This is a genomic window from Streptomyces sp. NPDC050287, assembly GCF_044459385.1.
Classification (GTDB): domain Bacteria; phylum Actinomycetota; class Actinomycetes; order Streptomycetales; family Streptomycetaceae; genus Streptomyces.
The window spans coordinates 843,085-859,287 of record NZ_JBITIY010000001.1 but is presented as its reverse complement, the minus strand read 5'-3'; the positions used below and the strand labels follow the sequence as shown (position 1 = coordinate 859,287).

Here is a 16,203-nt window from a genome sequence, read left to right as displayed (position 1 = left end):
GACGCATGAACAACGCAGTGAACAACGGGGTGTGGTCCGGCAGCTGGGTCGCGGAGCGGCTCGGCGTCGAACTCGTGGGCGACGACACGCTGACCGACCTGCTGGGGCTCGCGCTGCGCCGCAACCCCAAGCGGGCGCACCTGCTCGTCTCCCACGTGCTCGGCAAGCACGTACCGCAGTCGCCGTCCGTCGTGTACGGCTACGGCTTCGCCCTCGGCCGGCGCGTCCGTGAGCTGCTGGGCGCCGACGAGGCCGGCCGGGCGGTCGTCCTCGGGTACGCGGAGACCGCCACCGGGCTCGGCCACTCCGTCGCGGACGGCCTGGGCCTGGCCCGGTACCTGCACTCCACCCGCCGCCCGGTCCCGGGCGTGCCCCCCGCGGGCGGCTTCGAGGAGTCCCACTCGCACGCCACCTCCCATCTCCTCCTGCCGGAGGAGCCGGCACTGCTGGCGGGCAACGGGCCCCTGGTGCTGGTCGACGACGAGTTCTCCACCGGCAACACCGTCCTGAACACCATCCGTGACCTGCACGAACGCTACCCGCGGCGACGCTATGTGGTGGTCGCCCTGGTCGACATGCGCTCGCCGGCCGACGCCGGCCGGCTGGACGTCTTCGCCCAGGAGATCGGCGCCCGCGTGGACCTGGTGGCGGCGGCCTCGGGGACCGTACGGCTCCCGGACGGCGTGCTGGAGAAAGGCCAGGAGCTGGTCGCCCGGCACGAGTCCCCTGCCCGGCAGGGCCAGGAACCCCACGGCGAGGTCGCCCGGATCGCCCGGGTCGACCTGTGCTGGCCGCGCGGCCTGCCCGACGGCGGGCGGCACGGCTTCACGCCCCGGCATCGCATACGCCTCGACAACGCCCTGCCCGCCATGGCCGCCCGGCTCGCCGAGGCGATACCCGACGACGCCCGGCGCGTCCTCGTGCTCGGCTTCGAGGAGCTGATGTACGCGCCGCTGCGGCTCGCCCGTGAACTGGAGCAGGTCACGGACTCCGAGGTGCGCTACTCGACCACCACCCGCTCGCCCGTCCTCGCGGTCGACGACCCCGGGTACGCGATACGCAGCCGCCTCGTCTTCCCGGCCCATGACGACCCGGCCGACGGACCCGGCGAGCGCTATGCCTACAACGTGGCGGGCGCCGGCTTCGACACTGTCGTCGCCGTCGTCGACTCGGTCGCGGACACCCCCGAACTGCACGCGCCCGACGGCCTGTTGGCCCAGCTCGCCGCGCACACCCCGCACGTCCTGCTCGCGGTCGTTCCTTCCTACGTCCCCGAGTCGCTGTATGTCCCTGAAAGGCCTGCCATGCTGCCCGAGCCCCTCCGCGGCCCCGCCTTCTCCTCGTACCCGGCCGAGGAGGTCGGCTGGCTGCTCCAGGATCTCTCGGAGGTGACGCTGGAGGCGCCGACCGAGGAGCGTGAGGAGGCCATCCAGAGCGGCGGCGCGCACTACGCCGAGTCGCTGCCCGTGGAGTACCAGCCCAGCGAGCAGTACCAAGAGCTGTTCCACACGGCCCTCGAGGCCTCGGCGGGGCGGCTGGCGAAGGGGGTGGGCGCCGTCACCGAGCTGGTGCTGGCCGAGCGGTCGCCGCGCCCGGTGCTCGTCTCGCTGGCCCGCGCGGGCACCCCGATCGGTGTGCTGATGCGCCGCTGGGCCCAGTTCCGGCACGGCCTCGACCTGCCGCACTACGCCGTGTCCATCGTGCGCGGCCGGGGCATCGACGCCAACGCGCTGCGCTGGCTGGCCGCCCACCACGACCCCCGTGACGTCGTCTTCGTCGACGGCTGGACCGGCAAGGGCGCCATCACCCGCGAACTCGCCGACGCTGTCAAGGAGTTCGAGGCGGGCGGCGGTGCGGCCGGCTTCGACCCGGAGATCGCCGTCCTCGCCGACCCCGGCTCCTGCGTGCGCACGTACGGCACCCGCGAGGACTTCCTCATCCCCTCCGCCTGCCTCAACTCGACCGTGTCCGGCCTGATCTCGCGCACCGTCCTGCGCACCGACCTGGTCGGCCCCGACGACTTCCACGGCGCGAAGTTCTACCGCGAACTCGCCGGCGCCGATGTGTCCGTCGCCTTCCTGGACGCGGTCACCGCCCGCTTCCCGGACGTCGTGGAGGACGTGGACGCGCAGGCCAAGGAGTTGCTGTCCGGCGACCGAGCCCCTACCTGGGAGGGCTGGGCGGCCGTCGAGCGGATCAGTGAGGAGTACGGCATTCACGACGTCAACCTCGTCAAGCCCGGTGTCGGCGAGACCACCCGGGTGCTGTTGCGCCGGGTGCCCTGGAAGATCCTGGCCAGGGCCGGCGCCGGCGCCGACCTCGACCATGTCCGACTGCTGGCCGAACAGAGAGGTGTCCCGGTGGAAGAGGTCGCCGAACTCCCGTACACCTGCGTGGGATTGATCCACCCGAAGTACACGCGGGGCGCGACGGGCGCCGACGGCAGGGCGGTGACGGTCTGATGCCGGTGCTGGTGGCGAGCGACCTCGACCGCACACTCATCTACTCCGCGGCGGCCCTCGCGCTGACCATGCCGGACGCGCGGGCGCCCCGGCTGCTGTGCGTCGAGGTGCACGAGAGCAAGCCGCTGTCCTACCTGACGGAGACGGCCGCCGGGCTGCTCTCGGAGCTCGGGGACGCGGCGGTCTTCGTGCCGACGACGACTCGCACCCGCAAGCAGTACCAGCGCATCAGCCTGCCGGGCCCGCCGCCCGCGTACGCGATCTGCGCCAACGGCGGCCATCTCCTGGTGGACGGCGTCTCCGACCCCGGCTGGCACGCGCGCGTGACGGCCCGGCTCGCCGACGAGTGCGCCTCGCTGGACGAGGTGCGCGACCACCTGATGGCCACGGCCGACCCCTTGTGGGTGCGCAAGCACCGGATCGCCGAGGACCTCTTCGCCTACCTGGTCGTCGAGCGCGAACTCCTCCCCGAGGACTGGGTGAAGGAACTCGCGGTGTGGGCGGAGAACCGGGGCTGGACGGTCTCCCTCCAGGGCCGCAAGATCTACGCCGTCCCGAAGCCGCTCACCAAGAGCGCGGCCGTGCGTGAGGTCGCCCGCCGCACCGGCGCCGCCCTCACCCTCGCCGCCGGCGACTCCCTCCTCGACGCCGACCTTCTCCTCGCCGCGGACCGGGGCTGGCGCCCAGGACACGGCGAACTGGCCGACGCCGGCTGGACCGCCCCGGCGATCAGCGCGCTGCCCGAGCGCGGAGTGCTGGCGGGGGAGCGGATCCTGCGGGAGTTCCTGCGGGTGGCACGGCAGGGGACCGTCTGAGGATCGGCCATCGGTGAGGACCACCCTCATGGTGACCGTGAGGGTGGTCCTCGTGGTCACCATCATGGTGGGGCTCATCACGAACGGGCGGTGGCTTCGGCGGCGGCCTTCAGGTCGCTCAGCCACGCTTCGAGGCCCGCGCCGAGCGCCGCGGTCGCGGTGGGCACATCCGCCTCGACCTGGGCGCCGGTCCAGGTCTCCTCGGTGTGGACCTGGACGCCGCCTGGGACCTTCTTGAACGTCCACAGGTGGACACCCTCGTCGATGCGCAGCCCTTCACCGACGGCGGGCCCGCTCCACAGGACGCAGCTGTGGCGCTGGAGTCGCCGGACCGTGGAGGTGATGTCCAACGTGGTGGCGGGGGTTGTCGGGGTGGCCGGCGCGGGTGTCGTCCACCGGAACCGCGAGCCCTTCCGGAGCGGGCCGTGGTCGAGGCGCTCGCTGGTGGTGACGGGCGGCTGCCAGGACGGCCACCCCTCCACGTCGGTCTGCAGCTTCCACACGGTGCTCAGCGGAGCCTTGATCACCACGTCGGCCTGATAGCGGATGAGGGCGGTGGGGTCGACGCCCTCCCCACCGCACTGGGAGGGCGCGGGCTGGGTGTGGCGGGTGGCCTGGGCCTGGGCCTCGGGCCGGGAGGCGGTCCGGCCGGGCGTGGCGGGGGCGGCCTGGGCTGCCGGGACGGTGGTCCCGAGGATGCCGGCGACCATGAGCGAGGCGGCGAGGGCGGCGGTGCGGAGGCTGGACATGGTGTTCCTCATTTCATGGGTGGCGTGACGGGGTGACGCAGGCGGATGGCGTGGCTGGGTGGCGTGATCGGGTGGACCTGGCCAGGTGTGCCGGTGGGCTGGGCGACCGTGCGCGCGGCGGGAATCGGTGCGGGCGGCGGGAGCCGGTGCCGCCGGCCGGAGTCCCGATGCGTGCGACGGCGTGGCGCTACGGGTTCAGCACGATCTTTCCGGCGGTGGTGCCGGACTCGGCCAGCCGCAGGGCGTCGGCGACGCGGGCGAGCGGCAGTCGGGTGGCTATCCGGGCGGTGACCTCACCACGCTGGAGGGCGGTGAAGACCTGGGTGAGGTCGGTGCGCAGACGGGCCCGGAAGCGGTTCTTGGCCAGGGCGCGTCCGGCCCAGACATTGAAGAAGTAGGCCCGGCGGCGGTTGGGCAGCGCGTTCCACAGCCACACCCGGCCGAGCAGCTTGAACACGGGCCACTGCCCGGACCCCTCGTCGTCCCGGGTGGAGGCGCTGCCGTAGGAGACAAGGGTGCCGCCGGGTGCGAGGAGCCGCCAGGAGTCGATGATGCCGTGGCCGCCGACGTGGTCGAAGACGGCGTCCACCCCGCCCGGGGCGAGTTCGCGGACCCGAGCGGCGACGTCCTGCGTGCGGTAGTCGACGGGGGTCACGCCCTGCCCTCGGAGGGCGTCGTGATGGCGTGCGGACGCCGTGCCGATCACCTTCGCGCCCGCCGCCTGCGCCAACTGGACCAGGACCGAGCCGACGCCGCCGTTGGCACCGTGCACCAGGACGGTCTGGCCGGCGCGGACCCGCGCCTTGCGGTGCAGCATCTGCCAGGCGGTGACGCCGTTGACGACCATGGTCTCCGCCTCCGCCGCACCGATCCCCTCGGGCACCTCGACCGCGTCCGCCGCGTCGACGACCACATGGCTGGCCCAGCCGCCGACCTTGACCAGAGCGGCCACCCGGGTGCCGATCAGGCCCGGTTCGACTCCCGCACCGGTTGCCAGCACCCTGCCGACCAGGTCGTAGCCGGGAACGAAGGGGAATGGCGGCTGGTCGTAGTACCGGCCGCGGCGCATCTGCTGCTCAGCGAAGGAGACCCCGGTCGCCTCCATCCGGATCACGAGCTGCCCGGGTCCCGCGACGGGAACGGCCCCGTGCCGGATCTCCAACCCTTCCGGCTCCACCTTGCCCGGCAGGACGACCTCGACGAGTTCCTCGGCGTTCATGACGACCTCCACTGTTCGGCATCCTGAGTTACGTGCTCTTGTGTTCGTTAGAACTTATAACGCAGCGAGAAAGTGGACGTCAACAGCTTTCGTGATACCTTCTAACTGGACTTTGATGGTGTAGTGATGTGGGTGTTGAAAGGCGGTGGCAGGCCATGGCGGAGACGGGTACGAAGACCCCGCGCGAGCGCTACCGCTCCCAGGTGCGCGGGGAGATCAAGCAACACGCGTGGGAGCAGATCGCCACGGCGGGGGCGTCCGCGCTGTCCCTCAACGCCATCGCCAAACAGATGGGCATGAGCGGGCCCGCCCTCTACCGGTACTTCGCCGGGCGCGACGAGCTGATCACCGAGCTCATCAGGGACGCGTACCGCAGCCTCGCCGACACCTTCCGCGAGGCCTGCGCCTCAGGTGCCGACCTCGCCGCTCTGGCCCACGCCCTGCGCGGCTGGGCTCTGGACGACCCTCACCGGTACTTCCTCGTCTACGGCACACCCGTCCCCGGCTATCACGCGCCCGACGACGTCAGCGCGATCGCGTCCGAGATCATGGCCAGCTTGCTCGACGCATGCGCGGCGCTCCCCTCGAACCGCCCCGCGACAGCCTTCGACACCCACCTCGACGGCCTCGGCCGTCAGTGGGCGGACAACCCCTCCGCGCCCAACACCGCCCTGCACCGGGCGTTGAGCTTCTGGACCCGCCTGCACGGTGTCCTTTCCCTGGAACTCGCGGGCCACTTCACCGGGATGGGCTTCGACCCCGCCCAGCTCTTCGCCGCCGAACTGGACGACGTGTCGGCGCGCTGAGCAGCACCACTGACCAGTACTTCTGAGCAGCACCAAGAACGCGGCTACGGATGCCGGCGTATGTCCCGCCCTCGCCTGCGACGCCCCGATCCCGGGCGCCGCAGCAGGCGTATGCCGGCAAACACCAGGACCGCCAGGACGGCCACGGCGAGGACCACCTTCGAGTACGCGGAGACGATGGCCGTGACCTCCTCCCAGTTGTCGCCCAGGGCGTACCCCGCGAGCACGAACGCGGTGTTCCAGATCGCGCTGCCCAGCGTGGTCAGGCCGAGGAACATCGGAAGGGGCATGCGCTCGACGCCGGCCGGCACCGATATCAGGCTGCGGAAGATCGGGATCATGCGGCCGAAGAACACCGCCTTGGTGCCGTGCCGCAGGAACCACGCTTCCGTCTTTTCTATGTCCGTCACCTTCACCAGCGGCAACCGGCCCGCTATCGCCACCGTGCGGTTACGGCCGAGCAGCGCACCGACCCCGTACAGCGCCAGCGCGCCGATCACCGAACCCGCTGTGGTCCACAACAGGACGGCGAACACGTTCATCCGCCCGGCGCTCGCCGCGAATCCCGCGAGCGGCAGGATCACCTCGCTCGGCAGCGGAGGAAACAGGTTCTCCAGGGCGATGGCGATGCCCGCGCCGGGCGCGCCCAGCGTGTCCATGAGGTCGTTGATCCACCGCGGGGCCGCACCCCCGTCCGTGACTGTCTGCGCTGCGATGGCTGTCATGCCGATCACGGTAGAAAATCCCGGCTGAAGGAGCCCTGAGGAAGACCGCACGATCCGCTGCGGTCGACCGCAGTCCGGAATTGCGGTTTTCCGCAGTGTGCGCGGTCCTCGCCCCCGGCTAGCCTCGCGATCATGCGAGACATTGCACGACGGGGGACGCGGCGCGGTGTGGGGCTCCTGACAGGAGCCGCCACCGCCGCCGTCGAGGTGCCCTTCACGATTCTGGCCGCGTTGGTCCTGGCGCTCGTGGCGGCCTGGCCGACCGGCCGAAGCGCTGTGCTCCGCCCGGTCCTCGCGTGCGCGCGGACAATGACGGAGCTGGAGCGAGCCCGGCTGAAGGCATGGCTGGGTCTGCGTGTTCCGCCGGCGTACGAGGACGTGCAGGCGTTGCGGTATCTGTCCTGCCGGTGGGCCCTCGGCGTCCTGGGCGGGGTCGTGATGCTGTCGGTGGCGACCGGCCTGGCGTACGGCACGGTGTGGATATACGGATGGCTGCTGCTGGACGACGTCCGCAGTCCCTGGTCGCTGGTCTTCAGCAGCCTGGGCGGCCTGTTCCTGCTGTTTCTCGCGACGCAGGGGATAGGCGGAGTCACCGAGCTGGAGCGGCAGTTGGCACGCCGACTCCTCGGCCCTCGCCATGAGGACGAGCTGGAGCGGCGGATCGCGGAGCTGTCCGCGAGCCGCGCGGCCGTGGTCGACGCGGTGCACGACGAGCGCCGCCGCATCGAGCGCGACCTGCACGACGGAGTTCAGCAGCGCCTCGTCGCCCTCGGCATGCTGATCGGCCGCGCCCGGCGCAGTCAGGACACCGACCGCGTGGACCGGCTGTTGCGCCAGGCCCATGAGGAGAGCCGTCAGGCGCTGGACGAACTGCGTGAGGTGGCCTGGCGGATCTATCCGACGACGCTTGACGAGGCCGGGCTGCGGGCGGCGCTGGAGACGGTCGCCGAGCGGGCGCCGGTGCCGGTACGGGTGGAGTACGACCTCACCGAGGAGCCGGACCAGGCGGTGGCCACGGTCGCGTACTTCGTCGTCTGCGAGGCGGTGACGAACGCGGTGAAGCACGCGGCGCCGAGCCGGATAGCGGTGGCGGTCGGCCGTGACGAGGGGATGGTGTGCGTGAGTGTCGAGGACGACGGCTGCGGCGGCGCGAACGCCTCGGGCAGCGGACTGTTCGGGCTCGCCCGGCGGGTCGCGGCCCTCGACGGGATACTCGGGGTGACCAGCCCGCCGGGCGGCCCCACTCTGGTGACCGCGGAGCTGCCATGCGCGTGATGCTGGCCGAGGACTCGACCCTGCTGCGGGAGGGGCTGGTGCGGCTGCTCGCCGAGGAGGGACACGAGGTGATCGCCGCCGTGGGCAACGCCGAACTGTTGCTGAAGGCGGTCGCAGAGGATCAGCCGGACGTGGTCGTCGCTGACGTACGCATGCCGCCCACGCACACCGACGAGGGGCTGCGGGCGGCCCTGGAGATCCGCGAGCGCTGGCCGGGGGTCGGGGTGCTGGTGCTGTCTCAGTACGTGGAGAAGCGCTACGCGACGGAGCTGCTGACCGGGGAGTCGGAAGGATCGGAAGGAGTCGGATATCTGCTCAAGGACCGGGTGGTCCAAGTCGACGAGTTCCTGGACGCGTTGGAGCGGGTGGCCCGCGGTCGCGCCGCCTTCGACCCGGAGGTCGTACGGCAGCTGCTCGGCCGCACCACGCACACCGACCTGCTCGGCCGGCTCACCACCCGGGAGCGGGACGTACTGGCGGAGATGGCCCAGGGACACACCAACGCGACCATCGCCGACCGGCTGCACATCTCGCAGAGCGGGGTCGAGAAACACATCAACGCGATCTTCGACAAGCTGGAGCTGGCAGGGGGTGAGGGATATTCGCGCAGGGTGCTGGCGGTGCTGCGATATCTGGGGAGCTGAGCCAGGAATGGGGGAGCGCGCCCGCGGCGTCGGCAGGCCCGGGGCCTGGACGCCGGCAGCCGCCCTCGGGACCGACCTTGCGACGACCTTGTTGGACGACCTTGTTGAGGGAGTGAGCGTTGAATCGTGGCGGTCGTCAGCCGCAGCAGCCGCCGCCGCAGCAACCGCCTCCGCCGCCACCGGCTCGGGGTGCGGGCGCCGGGGCGGAGGCCGAGCCGCCGACCGCCACCGTCGACAGGAGCTTCACCGTGTCGTCGTGGCCCGCGGGGCAGGCCGCGGGGGCGGAGGACTCCGCCATCGGGCGGCTCAGTTCGAAGGTGTCGCCGCAGGTCCGGCAGCGGTACTCGTAGCGAGGCATACGCACAGGTTAACCGGCTCCCGTCGAACCTCGTAGGGCACGAGCCGGAAGCCTGAACAAGCGTCGGGACTTCAGTCGGACTCAGTCGGACTCAGTCGGACAAGGAGCGAGCTCGGCACTCAGGACGCAGTGACCGGCCTTGCGGCGAGCCTCGGGGACCGGCTTCGTGCCCCTGGCTCAGTGGCCGGCCCCCCGTTCCCCTCGGATCTGGCTGACCACTTGGGCCACGGATCGACGTACCGCCTCTGTTTCTGTCAGGAAGTGCCAGTAGTCGGGGTGGCGGCCTTCGAGGGTGCTGACTGCCTGGTCGAGGCGGGTGACTGCGTTGTCCAGGGGGCGGGCGTGGCGCGGGTCGGGGGTGTTGCGGCCGGCCATGGCGAGGCGTTGGGCGTCGCGGATGGCGAAGCGGGTGCGGTCGACCTCCTGCTGGGGGTCCTTCTGGACGGCGTTCAGGCGGCTCAGCCGGTCACCGGCGGCGGAGACGGACTCGTCGGTCGCGTTGAGCAGGGCGCGGACCGTCGAGAGGAGGGCGGTCGCGTCCGGCCAGCGCTGGTCGTCGCGGGCGGCGCGGGCCTCGCGCAGCTTCTGCTCGGCCTGGGCCACGTTCTGTCCGGCCTGTTCCGGGACGTGCTGGAGGTCCTGCCAGCAGGCGGCGGTGAAGCGTCGGCGCAGCTCGCTCAGGATCGGCTCGACCTGCCCGGCGCGGGTGGTGAGGGCTTCGGCGCGGGTGCGCAGGGAGACCAGCCGGTGGTCGATCTCGGCGGCCCGCTCGGGCAGCCGTTCGGCCTCCGCCCGGACCGCCTCGGCCTCTCGCGCCACCCGCTCGGCGCGTTCCAGTGTCTGGGGGACGCCGTGCTGACCGGCGCCCTGGTTCAGCTTGGTCAGCTCGGGTCCGAGGGCGGCGAGCCGGGCGGCGAGGTCGTCCGCCTTCAGCCCTGATGCTCGTACGGCGTCGAGGGCGTTGGAGGCGGCGAGCAGTCCCTGGCGGGCCCGTTCGACGGCGGGGGCGAGGCGGGCCAGCTGGGTCTCGGCCTTGCCGAGCAGCGGTCCGAGCCCGCTCGCGAACCGGTCCAGCTCCTGCTTCACCCGGCCCAGCTCGTCCTTGGCCCGGGTGAGCGCGGTGCGGGCCTGGGCGGCGGCCGAAGCCTCCAGGTCGTCGCGGTCGAGGTCGTGCGCGTCGACGGCCTCGATGTACTGGCGGCTGGCCTCGTCGATGCGGCGGCCGATCGCGTCGAAGTCGGCGACCGTGCGCCGGGCGGCCGGGGAGTCGTCGACGGCCGTGATGGTCTCTATCGAGATCCGCAGGTCACGCTGGGCGGTGTCGAGCTCGTAGAACGCGGCGGCGGCGGCGTCCTTCGCGGCCTGCGCCTCGGCGCGCTGGCTCTCCGCGCGCCCGCCGAACCAGCGCCGGGTACCGCCGCCGGCGAAGGCGGCGGGCAGCGCGAGCGCGGCGACGAGCGGCAGGCCGATCAGCGTGAGGGCGTCGCGGAACGCGAGGTGCGTGGGCTGCGGTGCGCGCGGCACCGACGGCGAGTCCGACTGCGGTGGTGTCGCCGTCACGTGCCTCTCCCGTGCTGTGATCCATCCGGCCCGGTGCCATTCTCCCACCGGTTAGGGACGAACACACGGGCCGGTCAGTTCGCCGTTCGAACGGTGACTTTGCCGTCGCCGGTCTGTGCGGACACCACATGGGAGCTGGCGTCGCCCCGGGGCACGGACACATCCACGCCGCCGTCGCCGGTCCGGGTCGTCACGCGGTAGGTGGCGCGGGGCAGCACCATCGTGACGGAGCCGTCTCCGGTGCGGGCTTCCACCCGGTTCGGCACGGCGCCCAGTTCGAGGTGGACCGAGCCGTCGCCGGTCCGGGCGCGGACCTGCCGGGAGGTGACCTCGGCGCGGACGGATCCGTCGCTGGTGTGCAGGTCCAGCGGGCCGGTGGTGTCGGTGACACGGACGGAACCGTCGCCCGTACGGATGCTCAGTGCGTCCTCGAAGCCGCGGGCCCGAACGCTGCCGTCGCCGTCCTCGACCTTCACGGCGATCCCGCGCGGTACCTCGATACGGTGGCTGGCCGCGCAGTCGGCGACCACCCCGGTGCACTTCATGCGCAGCTTCAGCCGGTCGTCCTTCATGGACCAGGTGACCTCGGGATCCTTGCCGATGGCGACCGTGCCCTGGAACCAGCGGGTCACCTGGACCTTGCCCGCCGGCCGGCCGTCCGTGGCGACGATCTCCAGCGCGGAGTCGTCGGAGTCGATGGTGAGGGTGCGCCCTTGCAGTGCGAAGGACCGGTGCTCGGGGTCCTTGTCGTCCCCGGCGGAGGCACCGCACGCGGCGACCCCCACGACGAGCAGCGTGACGACTCCTGCTGCGGCGGCGGTACGGGCGGCGATGGTACGGGCCATGACGAACTCCCCCTGGGACGGCTGGCGAAGGCTCGGCGGACACCCCGCGCGCCCGCTCCTCTCCGCTCTTCGCCCCTCGACCGTACGGACCCGGCCCCCGCCGCGGGATCCAGTGCGCTCCCGGATTCCCGGTGGGGTTATCCCCCGCACGAGGCCGTCGCGGACTGTCCCGATACGGTTTGCGGGACAGCGCCCGCGGCAAGGTAGGCTGTCGACTCGTCTCGGGTGCGTAGCTCAGGGGTAGAGCGCCTGCCTTACAAGCAGGATGTCGGCGGTTCGAAACCGTCCGCGCCCACACCACGCCGAAGACCCCGGCCGATCGCGGCCGGGGTCTTCGGCGTTTCTCACATCTGCGGCTGCTCCTGGGCCTCGTGTGCGTGCTTCAGCTTCATACGGGCGTTCACGCGTTCCGCCGCCACGACCTCTGTCCAGAACCGGTGGCAGCTCACGAAGACCGCGAGTTCGTGCTCGCGCTGCCGGAGCTTCTCCACTTCGGCCTGCTCGTCGGAAGTCCAGCCGGGGGAGGCGGGGCGTTCCACCTTGCGCCAGCCGTTGTCGTCGCTGAAACCGTCCAGCGGCTCGACCGACCAGGGGAGCCGTTTGAGCAGGGCCGACAGCTCAGCTCGGACCTGATGCAGCTCCTCCTGACCGGCGAGGAGGTCACTCGGAAAGTCATAGGTCGTAGCCACGGCACAATGCTACGCCTGTTCGATTTTGGGTTGCGAGTTACTTGGGAGGGTTCTTTGCGCGGCGTCGATCCGTGTGGTGAGGTCGCGGACAGTAGTCACGCAGTGACTTGTGCGGAAGCCGCCGGAGGCTGCCACGTCAGTCGCGGGGGCCGGACCGGTTGATGTGACGGGCTTCGACCTTGACCTCACGCATCTGCGGTGCGGGGAGGCGGTGTTGCCGGTCTTGGAGCGTCGGTGCAAGCGGGTAGTGCCCCTGCGTGGCCCAGGCCCGGACGACAGCTGACGCCGCGAGATGCCTGCCTGGGCCAGGCCGACAACGCCGTTGGCGCGACCGACGAGGTACTCGGGCATGTGCCCTTCGGCGAGCAGGCCGGGGGTGGCCTTCAACAGACGGAGCTGGTCCTGGACGCCCGCGCCCTACTCGGCCCCTCTGAGCATCACGTTGGCTGACCTGCGCCCCCGCTCCCGGGCAGCAAGACGCCAACGAGGACGCGACTGTTTCGGTTGTGCTTCCCTCCTGGCTAGGCGCGCAGCCGGGCCAGTACCTGTTCGGCCTGTGCGGTGCGGTTCTGGACCCGGTACAGGGTCAGGGCCTGCTGCCAGGCTTCGCGGGCGAGGGCGGGATGGCCCATGGCGTGGTGGGTCTCGGCCAGGTTGGCGAGGGTGTCCGCCTCATTCGAGGAGTCCGCGTGCTCGCGGAAGAGGGCCAGGGCCTGCTGGTAGTACTCCAGGGCCTGCGCGTGCTGGCCGGTGTGATGGGCGATGTAGCCGAGGCTGTCAAGGGCGGAGGCGGCGTCGGCGGGACGGCCGTGTTCGCTGTACAGACGCAGCGCCCGGTCGCAGTGGGTACGCGCCTGCGGATAGCGGCCGAGCTGGGCGTGCATCCAGCCGACGGCGTTGAGCTGGTTGGCCTGCCAGACGGGGTTGTCCAACTGCAGGTAGAGGGCGAGGGCGCGCAGTGCGTACTCCAGCGCGCGCTCGTCGTCGCCGTACTGCTCCCAGACCCGGCCGAGGGTGCGGCAGATGTGTGCCTGGCCGGCGGTGTCGTCGGTGCGTTCGGCCAGGGTGAGGGCCAGGCCGAGTTGGTCCAGGGCCTCGCCGTAGTCCCCTGTCAGAGAGCGGGCGTGGCCGTAGCGCCAGTGGGCCAGGGCTCTAGGGGTGGGGTCGCCCTGGCGTTCAGTTGCCGTCAGGGCGGCTCGCCATACGGTGAGGTACTCCCGCAGGTGGTAGCCGCCCTGCTGGTACGAGATGAGGGACCAGGCCAGTTGCCACACCTGGGGGTGGCGACCGGTGGCGAGGGCGAGGGACTGGACGGTGAGGAGGCACGCGTGTTCCTCATCGAACCACCGGAGCGCGGCCGCGGCGTCCGCCGGAATCAGCGGGCTGCACCCGGGCACCGGCGACTGCAGCCGGGCATCGAACGGCGTGTTCGGACCGTCCAGTAGACGGTTGGCCGCGTAAGCGGTGTGCACGTAGAAGTCGACGAGCCGGGTCAGGGCGGCCTCGCTGCCCTGGCCGGGCTGCTGATGGGCGAGTTCGGCGGCGTACAGACGAACCAGGTCGTGCATCCGATAGCGGCCCGGGCTGTCCTGTCGCACCAGGTGGGCGGACTCCAGTTCCGTCAGCAGAGCCCGGGCCCGGGCCGGGGGAAGCGCGGCGAGGCTCGCCGCCGCGGCGAAGCTGATGTCCGGGCCGGGCGCCAGGCCGAGGAGGACGAACATGGTGCCGGCCGGCGAGGTGAGCGCGCGGTGGGAGGCGGCGAAAGCTGCGCGGAGGCTGGCGGTGAGATCACCGATATCCAGCGCGTCGAGTCGGTCGGCGGCCTGGTTCAGTTCCGCGGCCAGGACGGCGAGCGGGAAGTCCGGGTGGGTGGCGGCGCGGGCGGCCACGATCCCAAGGGCCAGAGGCAGCCCCGCGCAGTGGTCCATCAGCACGGTCGCGGCCTCGGGTTCGGCTGCGACCCGGGGTACGCCGAGATGGCTGACCAACAGGTGGTGCGCCTCGTCCCGTCCGAGGACGTCGAGCGCCACCAACTGGGCGCCGTGCGTCGCCACCAGGGCGGCCAGCCGGCTGCGGCTGGTGATCAGAACGGTGCACGAAGGGCTGCCTGGCAACAGGGGGCGGACCTGGTCGGCGTCGCGGGCGTCGTCCAGGAGGATCAACATGCGCCGCCCGGCGACCAGACTCCGGTACAGCGCGGTCTGCGCATCCGGGTCCGCCGGGATGCTGTCCGGGTCGGCGTGCAGCGCATCGAGGAAGGCGCGCACCACGATGGCGGTGGGCATCGGTTGCTCGGCCGGGTCGAACCCGCGCAGGTTCACGTACAACTGCCCGTCCGGGAACCGGTGCGCGTTCTCGTGCGCCCAGCGCAGGGCCAGCCAGGTCTTGCCGATGCCGCCGATGCCGCCGATCGCGGAGATCACCACGGTCCCGCCCGGGCCGCCACCGGCACCTGCCGAGCCGTCCAGGGCCTCGGTGAGCTGGTCCAGCTCCTTGGCGCGGCCGGTGAACATCCCGGGCGGTGCGGGCAGTTGGCGGGGCACGGGCAGCGGGGAGGTGACCGCCGGCAGGGAGTGCGGCGGGTCCAGCGAGGGGTCGGCCGTGAGTATCCGCTGGTGCAGTTCCCGCAACGGCGCCCCGGGGTCCACGCCGAGTTCCCCGGCGAGCCGTTCCCGGGTGCGCCGGTAGTGGCCCAGTGCGTCGGCTGCGCGCCCGGATCGGTACAGACCGAGTACCAGCTGACCGGCCAGCCGCTCGTCCATCGGGTGCGCCTCGGCCCTCGCGGTCAGTTCGGCCAGTAACTCGCCATGACGGCCTTGACGCAGCATGAGGTCGTTGCGGTCCAGCTCGGCCGCGAGCCGTTCGCGGACGAGCGTTTCGCGCAGCGCGCTGAACCAGGGCGTGTCCAGGGTGGCGAACGGCTCGGCCCGCCACAGGTCGAGTGCTTCCTCGAACAGGGCCACGGCACGCTCGCCGTCCTCGGCAGTCCTGGCCTGTGCCACCAGGTGCCGGAACCGGTGCAGGTCCACCGCTGAGGCGTCGACGGTGAGCTGGTAACCGCCCGGTCCCTTCTCGATTCGTGCTCCGGCGCCCCCAACCAGGATCAGGGCCTGTCGTAGGCGGGACAGATAGCTGTAGAGGGTGGAGCGGAACCGCTGCGGGAGCCGGTCCGCCCAGACACGGTCGGCCAGTTGGTCCACCGAGACGGTGCGGTTGGCGTCGACCAGCAGCGCCGCCAGCACACAGCGCTGCCTCATGTGCCCGATGCCGAGCGGCCGGCCATCCACCCGAACCGCGATGTCACCGAGCACCGTGAACTGCGCCGTCACCGCACCGAACCTCCTGTCCCCACGGCCGGTCCCCAGCCGCTTCGTCGTTCCCATGCCGTCGTAGAGCCATGCCGAACGGCGTCCTACCGGCCCACCCAACACCCTGACCTGGCCATTCAAGGTCTGTCCAAGGTTTGGCCACAGTCGGCCGGAAACAGTGGGCCGTGCGGCGTCCGGACGGGGGCAGGCGCCGAGTCGACTACCGTTCTCAGGAAGGACATGCGGTGTTCAAGAAGTTCCTCACCACCACGGCTGTCGCTGGGCTGGCCACGGCAGCGGTCTTGGGCGGCACGGCAACCGCGGCGCCGGGCAGCGCTCGCGGGTCGGTCCAGGCGCAGGAAGACGTCCGGGCTGGGTGCGCGATCACGCGCTACGGCTACACCGGCTACAAGACCTGTTCCAGTGACGTTCACGACACCACCTGGGCCGACGGCCACACCGAGACGTTCGTCATCGGCACCAACTACCAGGTGTATCGGATCTCGGCGTCCTCGGGAGGCTGGAAGAGCATGGGCGGCACGGCCACCAACGTCTGGGACACCTTCTACTCCGGCGGTCGGCCGACCGTGCAGGTGATCAACTCCAACGCCACGCACAAGCTCTGGTGCAACTCCTACTCCAGCGGCTGGAGCGGTTGGTACGCCTGCTGAATGGGGGGGCGGTGCGGGCTCCGCGAACTGCGGGGCCCGCACCCCATGCCGGCCAGTCTTCTTGCGGGACGCGCGGT

At 71.5% G+C, this 16,203-nt stretch carries 14 protein-coding genes and 1 tRNA gene; 7 read left to right on the top strand and 8 right to left on the bottom strand.

Annotation, left to right across the window (positions count from 1 at the left end; genetic code table 11):
• Window positions 1-5: 5 nt before the first annotated feature.
• Together ACIBK3_RS03790 and ACIBK3_RS03785 are read left to right on the top strand one after the other, a co-directional pair.
• On the top strand, window positions 6-2,462 hold the full coding sequence (locus ACIBK3_RS03790) for a phosphoribosyltransferase (protein WP_399361518.1): 2,457 nt from the start codon (window positions 6-8) through the stop codon (window positions 2,460-2,462).
• Entirely contained in the window at window positions 2,462-3,277 is an 816-nt protein-coding gene (locus ACIBK3_RS03785; protein WP_399361516.1) for an HAD family hydrolase, read from the top strand. Before ACIBK3_RS03790 ends, ACIBK3_RS03785 begins: the two co-directional genes overlap by 1 nt.
• A 77-nt stretch (window positions 3,278-3,354) precedes the next feature.
• Here ACIBK3_RS03785 and ACIBK3_RS03780 read toward each other — a convergent pair whose 3' ends face one another.
• Together ACIBK3_RS03780 and ACIBK3_RS03775 are read right to left on the bottom strand one after the other, a co-directional pair.
• Window positions 3,355-4,026 (bottom strand): SRPBCC family protein, encoded by a 672-nt coding sequence (locus ACIBK3_RS03780; protein ID WP_399361514.1) that lies wholly within the window; start codon window positions 4,024-4,026, stop codon window positions 3,355-3,357.
• A gap of 187 nt (window positions 4,027-4,213) precedes the next feature.
• Entirely contained in the window at window positions 4,214-5,245 is a 1,032-nt protein-coding gene (locus ACIBK3_RS03775; RefSeq protein ID WP_399361512.1) for a medium chain dehydrogenase/reductase family protein, read from the bottom strand.
• A gap of 155 nt (window positions 5,246-5,400) precedes the next feature.
• Here ACIBK3_RS03775 and ACIBK3_RS03770 point away from each other — a divergent pair, with 155 nt between their 5' ends.
• Window positions 5,401-6,051, top strand: a complete 651-nt coding sequence (locus ACIBK3_RS03770; protein ID WP_399361510.1) for a TetR/AcrR family transcriptional regulator — start codon at window positions 5,401-5,403, stop codon at window positions 6,049-6,051.
• A gap of 44 nt (window positions 6,052-6,095) precedes the next feature.
• Here ACIBK3_RS03770 and ACIBK3_RS03765 read toward each other — a convergent pair whose 3' ends face one another.
• Window positions 6,096-6,776: a DedA family protein gene (locus ACIBK3_RS03765; RefSeq protein WP_399361508.1), complete on the bottom strand. Its 681-nt coding sequence runs from the start codon at window positions 6,774-6,776 to the stop codon at window positions 6,096-6,098.
• A gap of 132 nt (window positions 6,777-6,908) precedes the next feature.
• Between ACIBK3_RS03765 and ACIBK3_RS03760 the strand changes: the two genes are divergently transcribed.
• Together ACIBK3_RS03760 and ACIBK3_RS03755 are read left to right on the top strand one after the other, a co-directional pair.
• Window positions 6,909-8,051 (top strand): sensor histidine kinase, encoded by a 1,143-nt coding sequence (locus ACIBK3_RS03760; protein ID WP_399361506.1) that lies wholly within the window; start codon window positions 6,909-6,911, stop codon window positions 8,049-8,051.
• A complete protein-coding gene (locus ACIBK3_RS03755) occupies window positions 8,042-8,695 on the top strand; it encodes a response regulator (protein WP_399361504.1) in 654 nt (217 codons plus the stop codon). The genes ACIBK3_RS03760 and ACIBK3_RS03755 overlap by 10 nt, the downstream gene beginning before the upstream one ends.
• A 136-nt stretch (window positions 8,696-8,831) precedes the next feature.
• On the opposite strand, the gene ACIBK3_RS03750 is transcribed toward ACIBK3_RS03755, so the two are convergent.
• The 3 genes from ACIBK3_RS03750 to ACIBK3_RS03740 all read right to left on the bottom strand — a co-directional run bounded on the left by ACIBK3_RS03750 (window position 8,832) and on the right by ACIBK3_RS03740 (window position 11,458).
• A complete protein-coding gene (locus ACIBK3_RS03750) occupies window positions 8,832-9,053 on the bottom strand; it encodes a zinc ribbon domain-containing protein (protein ID WP_361369628.1) in 222 nt (73 codons plus the stop codon).
• 177 nt (window positions 9,054-9,230) lie between these two features.
• Window positions 9,231-10,613 (bottom strand): hypothetical protein, encoded by a 1,383-nt coding sequence (locus tag ACIBK3_RS03745; RefSeq protein WP_399361501.1) that lies wholly within the window; start codon window positions 10,611-10,613, stop codon window positions 9,231-9,233.
• A gap of 74 nt (window positions 10,614-10,687) precedes the next feature.
• A complete protein-coding gene (locus ACIBK3_RS03740; RefSeq protein ID WP_399361499.1) occupies window positions 10,688-11,458 on the bottom strand; it encodes a DUF4097 family beta strand repeat-containing protein in 771 nt (256 codons plus the stop codon).
• Window positions 11,459-11,681: 223 nt separating this feature from the next.
• Here ACIBK3_RS03740 and ACIBK3_RS03735 point away from each other — a divergent pair.
• Window positions 11,682-11,753: transfer RNA gene (locus ACIBK3_RS03735), tRNA-Val, on the top strand.
• 49 nt (window positions 11,754-11,802) lie between these two features.
• On the opposite strand, the gene ACIBK3_RS03730 is transcribed toward ACIBK3_RS03735, so the two are convergent.
• Window positions 11,803-12,147 carry a hypothetical protein gene (locus ACIBK3_RS03730; RefSeq protein WP_399361497.1) on the bottom strand — a complete coding sequence of 115 codons (345 nt, stop codon included), beginning with the start codon at window positions 12,145-12,147 and terminating at the stop codon, window positions 11,803-11,805.
• A gap of 521 nt (window positions 12,148-12,668) precedes the next feature.
• Entirely contained in the window at window positions 12,669-15,476 is a 2,808-nt protein-coding gene (locus ACIBK3_RS03725) for a BTAD domain-containing putative transcriptional regulator (RefSeq protein ID WP_399361495.1), read from the bottom strand.
• A 224-nt stretch (window positions 15,477-15,700) separates the two neighbouring features.
• Here ACIBK3_RS03725 and ACIBK3_RS03720 point away from each other — a divergent pair, with 224 nt between their 5' ends.
• Complete coding sequence (locus ACIBK3_RS03720) at window positions 15,701-16,126, top strand: hypothetical protein (RefSeq protein WP_399361493.1); 426 nt, start codon at window positions 15,701-15,703, stop codon at window positions 16,124-16,126.
• The last annotated feature ends 77 nt before the right edge of the window (window positions 16,127-16,203 follow it).

Bases quoted from the DNA above. Each gene is read 5' to 3' on its own strand.
- ACIBK3_RS03770 (WP_399361510.1), top strand. From the start codon at position 5,401: ATGGCGGAGACGGGTACGAAGACCCCGCGCGAGCGCTACCGCTCCCAG.
- ACIBK3_RS03740 (WP_399361499.1), bottom strand. From the start codon at position 11,458: ATGGCCCGTACCATCGCCGCCCGTACCGCCGCCGCAGCAGGAGTCGTC.
- ACIBK3_RS03760 (WP_399361506.1), top strand. From the start codon at position 6,909: ATGCGAGACATTGCACGACGGGGGACGCGGCGCGGTGTGGGGCTCCTG.
- ACIBK3_RS03775 (WP_399361512.1), bottom strand. From the start codon at position 5,245: ATGAACGCCGAGGAACTCGTCGAGGTCGTCCTGCCGGGCAAGGTGGAG.
- ACIBK3_RS03765 (WP_399361508.1), bottom strand. From the start codon at position 6,776: ATGACAGCCATCGCAGCGCAGACAGTCACGGACGGGGGTGCGGCCCCG.
- ACIBK3_RS03790 (WP_399361518.1), top strand. From the start codon at position 6: ATGAACAACGCAGTGAACAACGGGGTGTGGTCCGGCAGCTGGGTCGCG.
- ACIBK3_RS03755 (WP_399361504.1), top strand. From the start codon at position 8,042: ATGCGCGTGATGCTGGCCGAGGACTCGACCCTGCTGCGGGAGGGGCTG.
- ACIBK3_RS03780 (WP_399361514.1), bottom strand. From the start codon at position 4,026: ATGTCCAGCCTCCGCACCGCCGCCCTCGCCGCCTCGCTCATGGTCGCC.
- ACIBK3_RS03785 (WP_399361516.1), top strand. From the start codon at position 2,462: ATGCCGGTGCTGGTGGCGAGCGACCTCGACCGCACACTCATCTACTCC.
- ACIBK3_RS03750 (WP_361369628.1), bottom strand. From the start codon at position 9,053: ATGCCTCGCTACGAGTACCGCTGCCGGACCTGCGGCGACACCTTCGAA.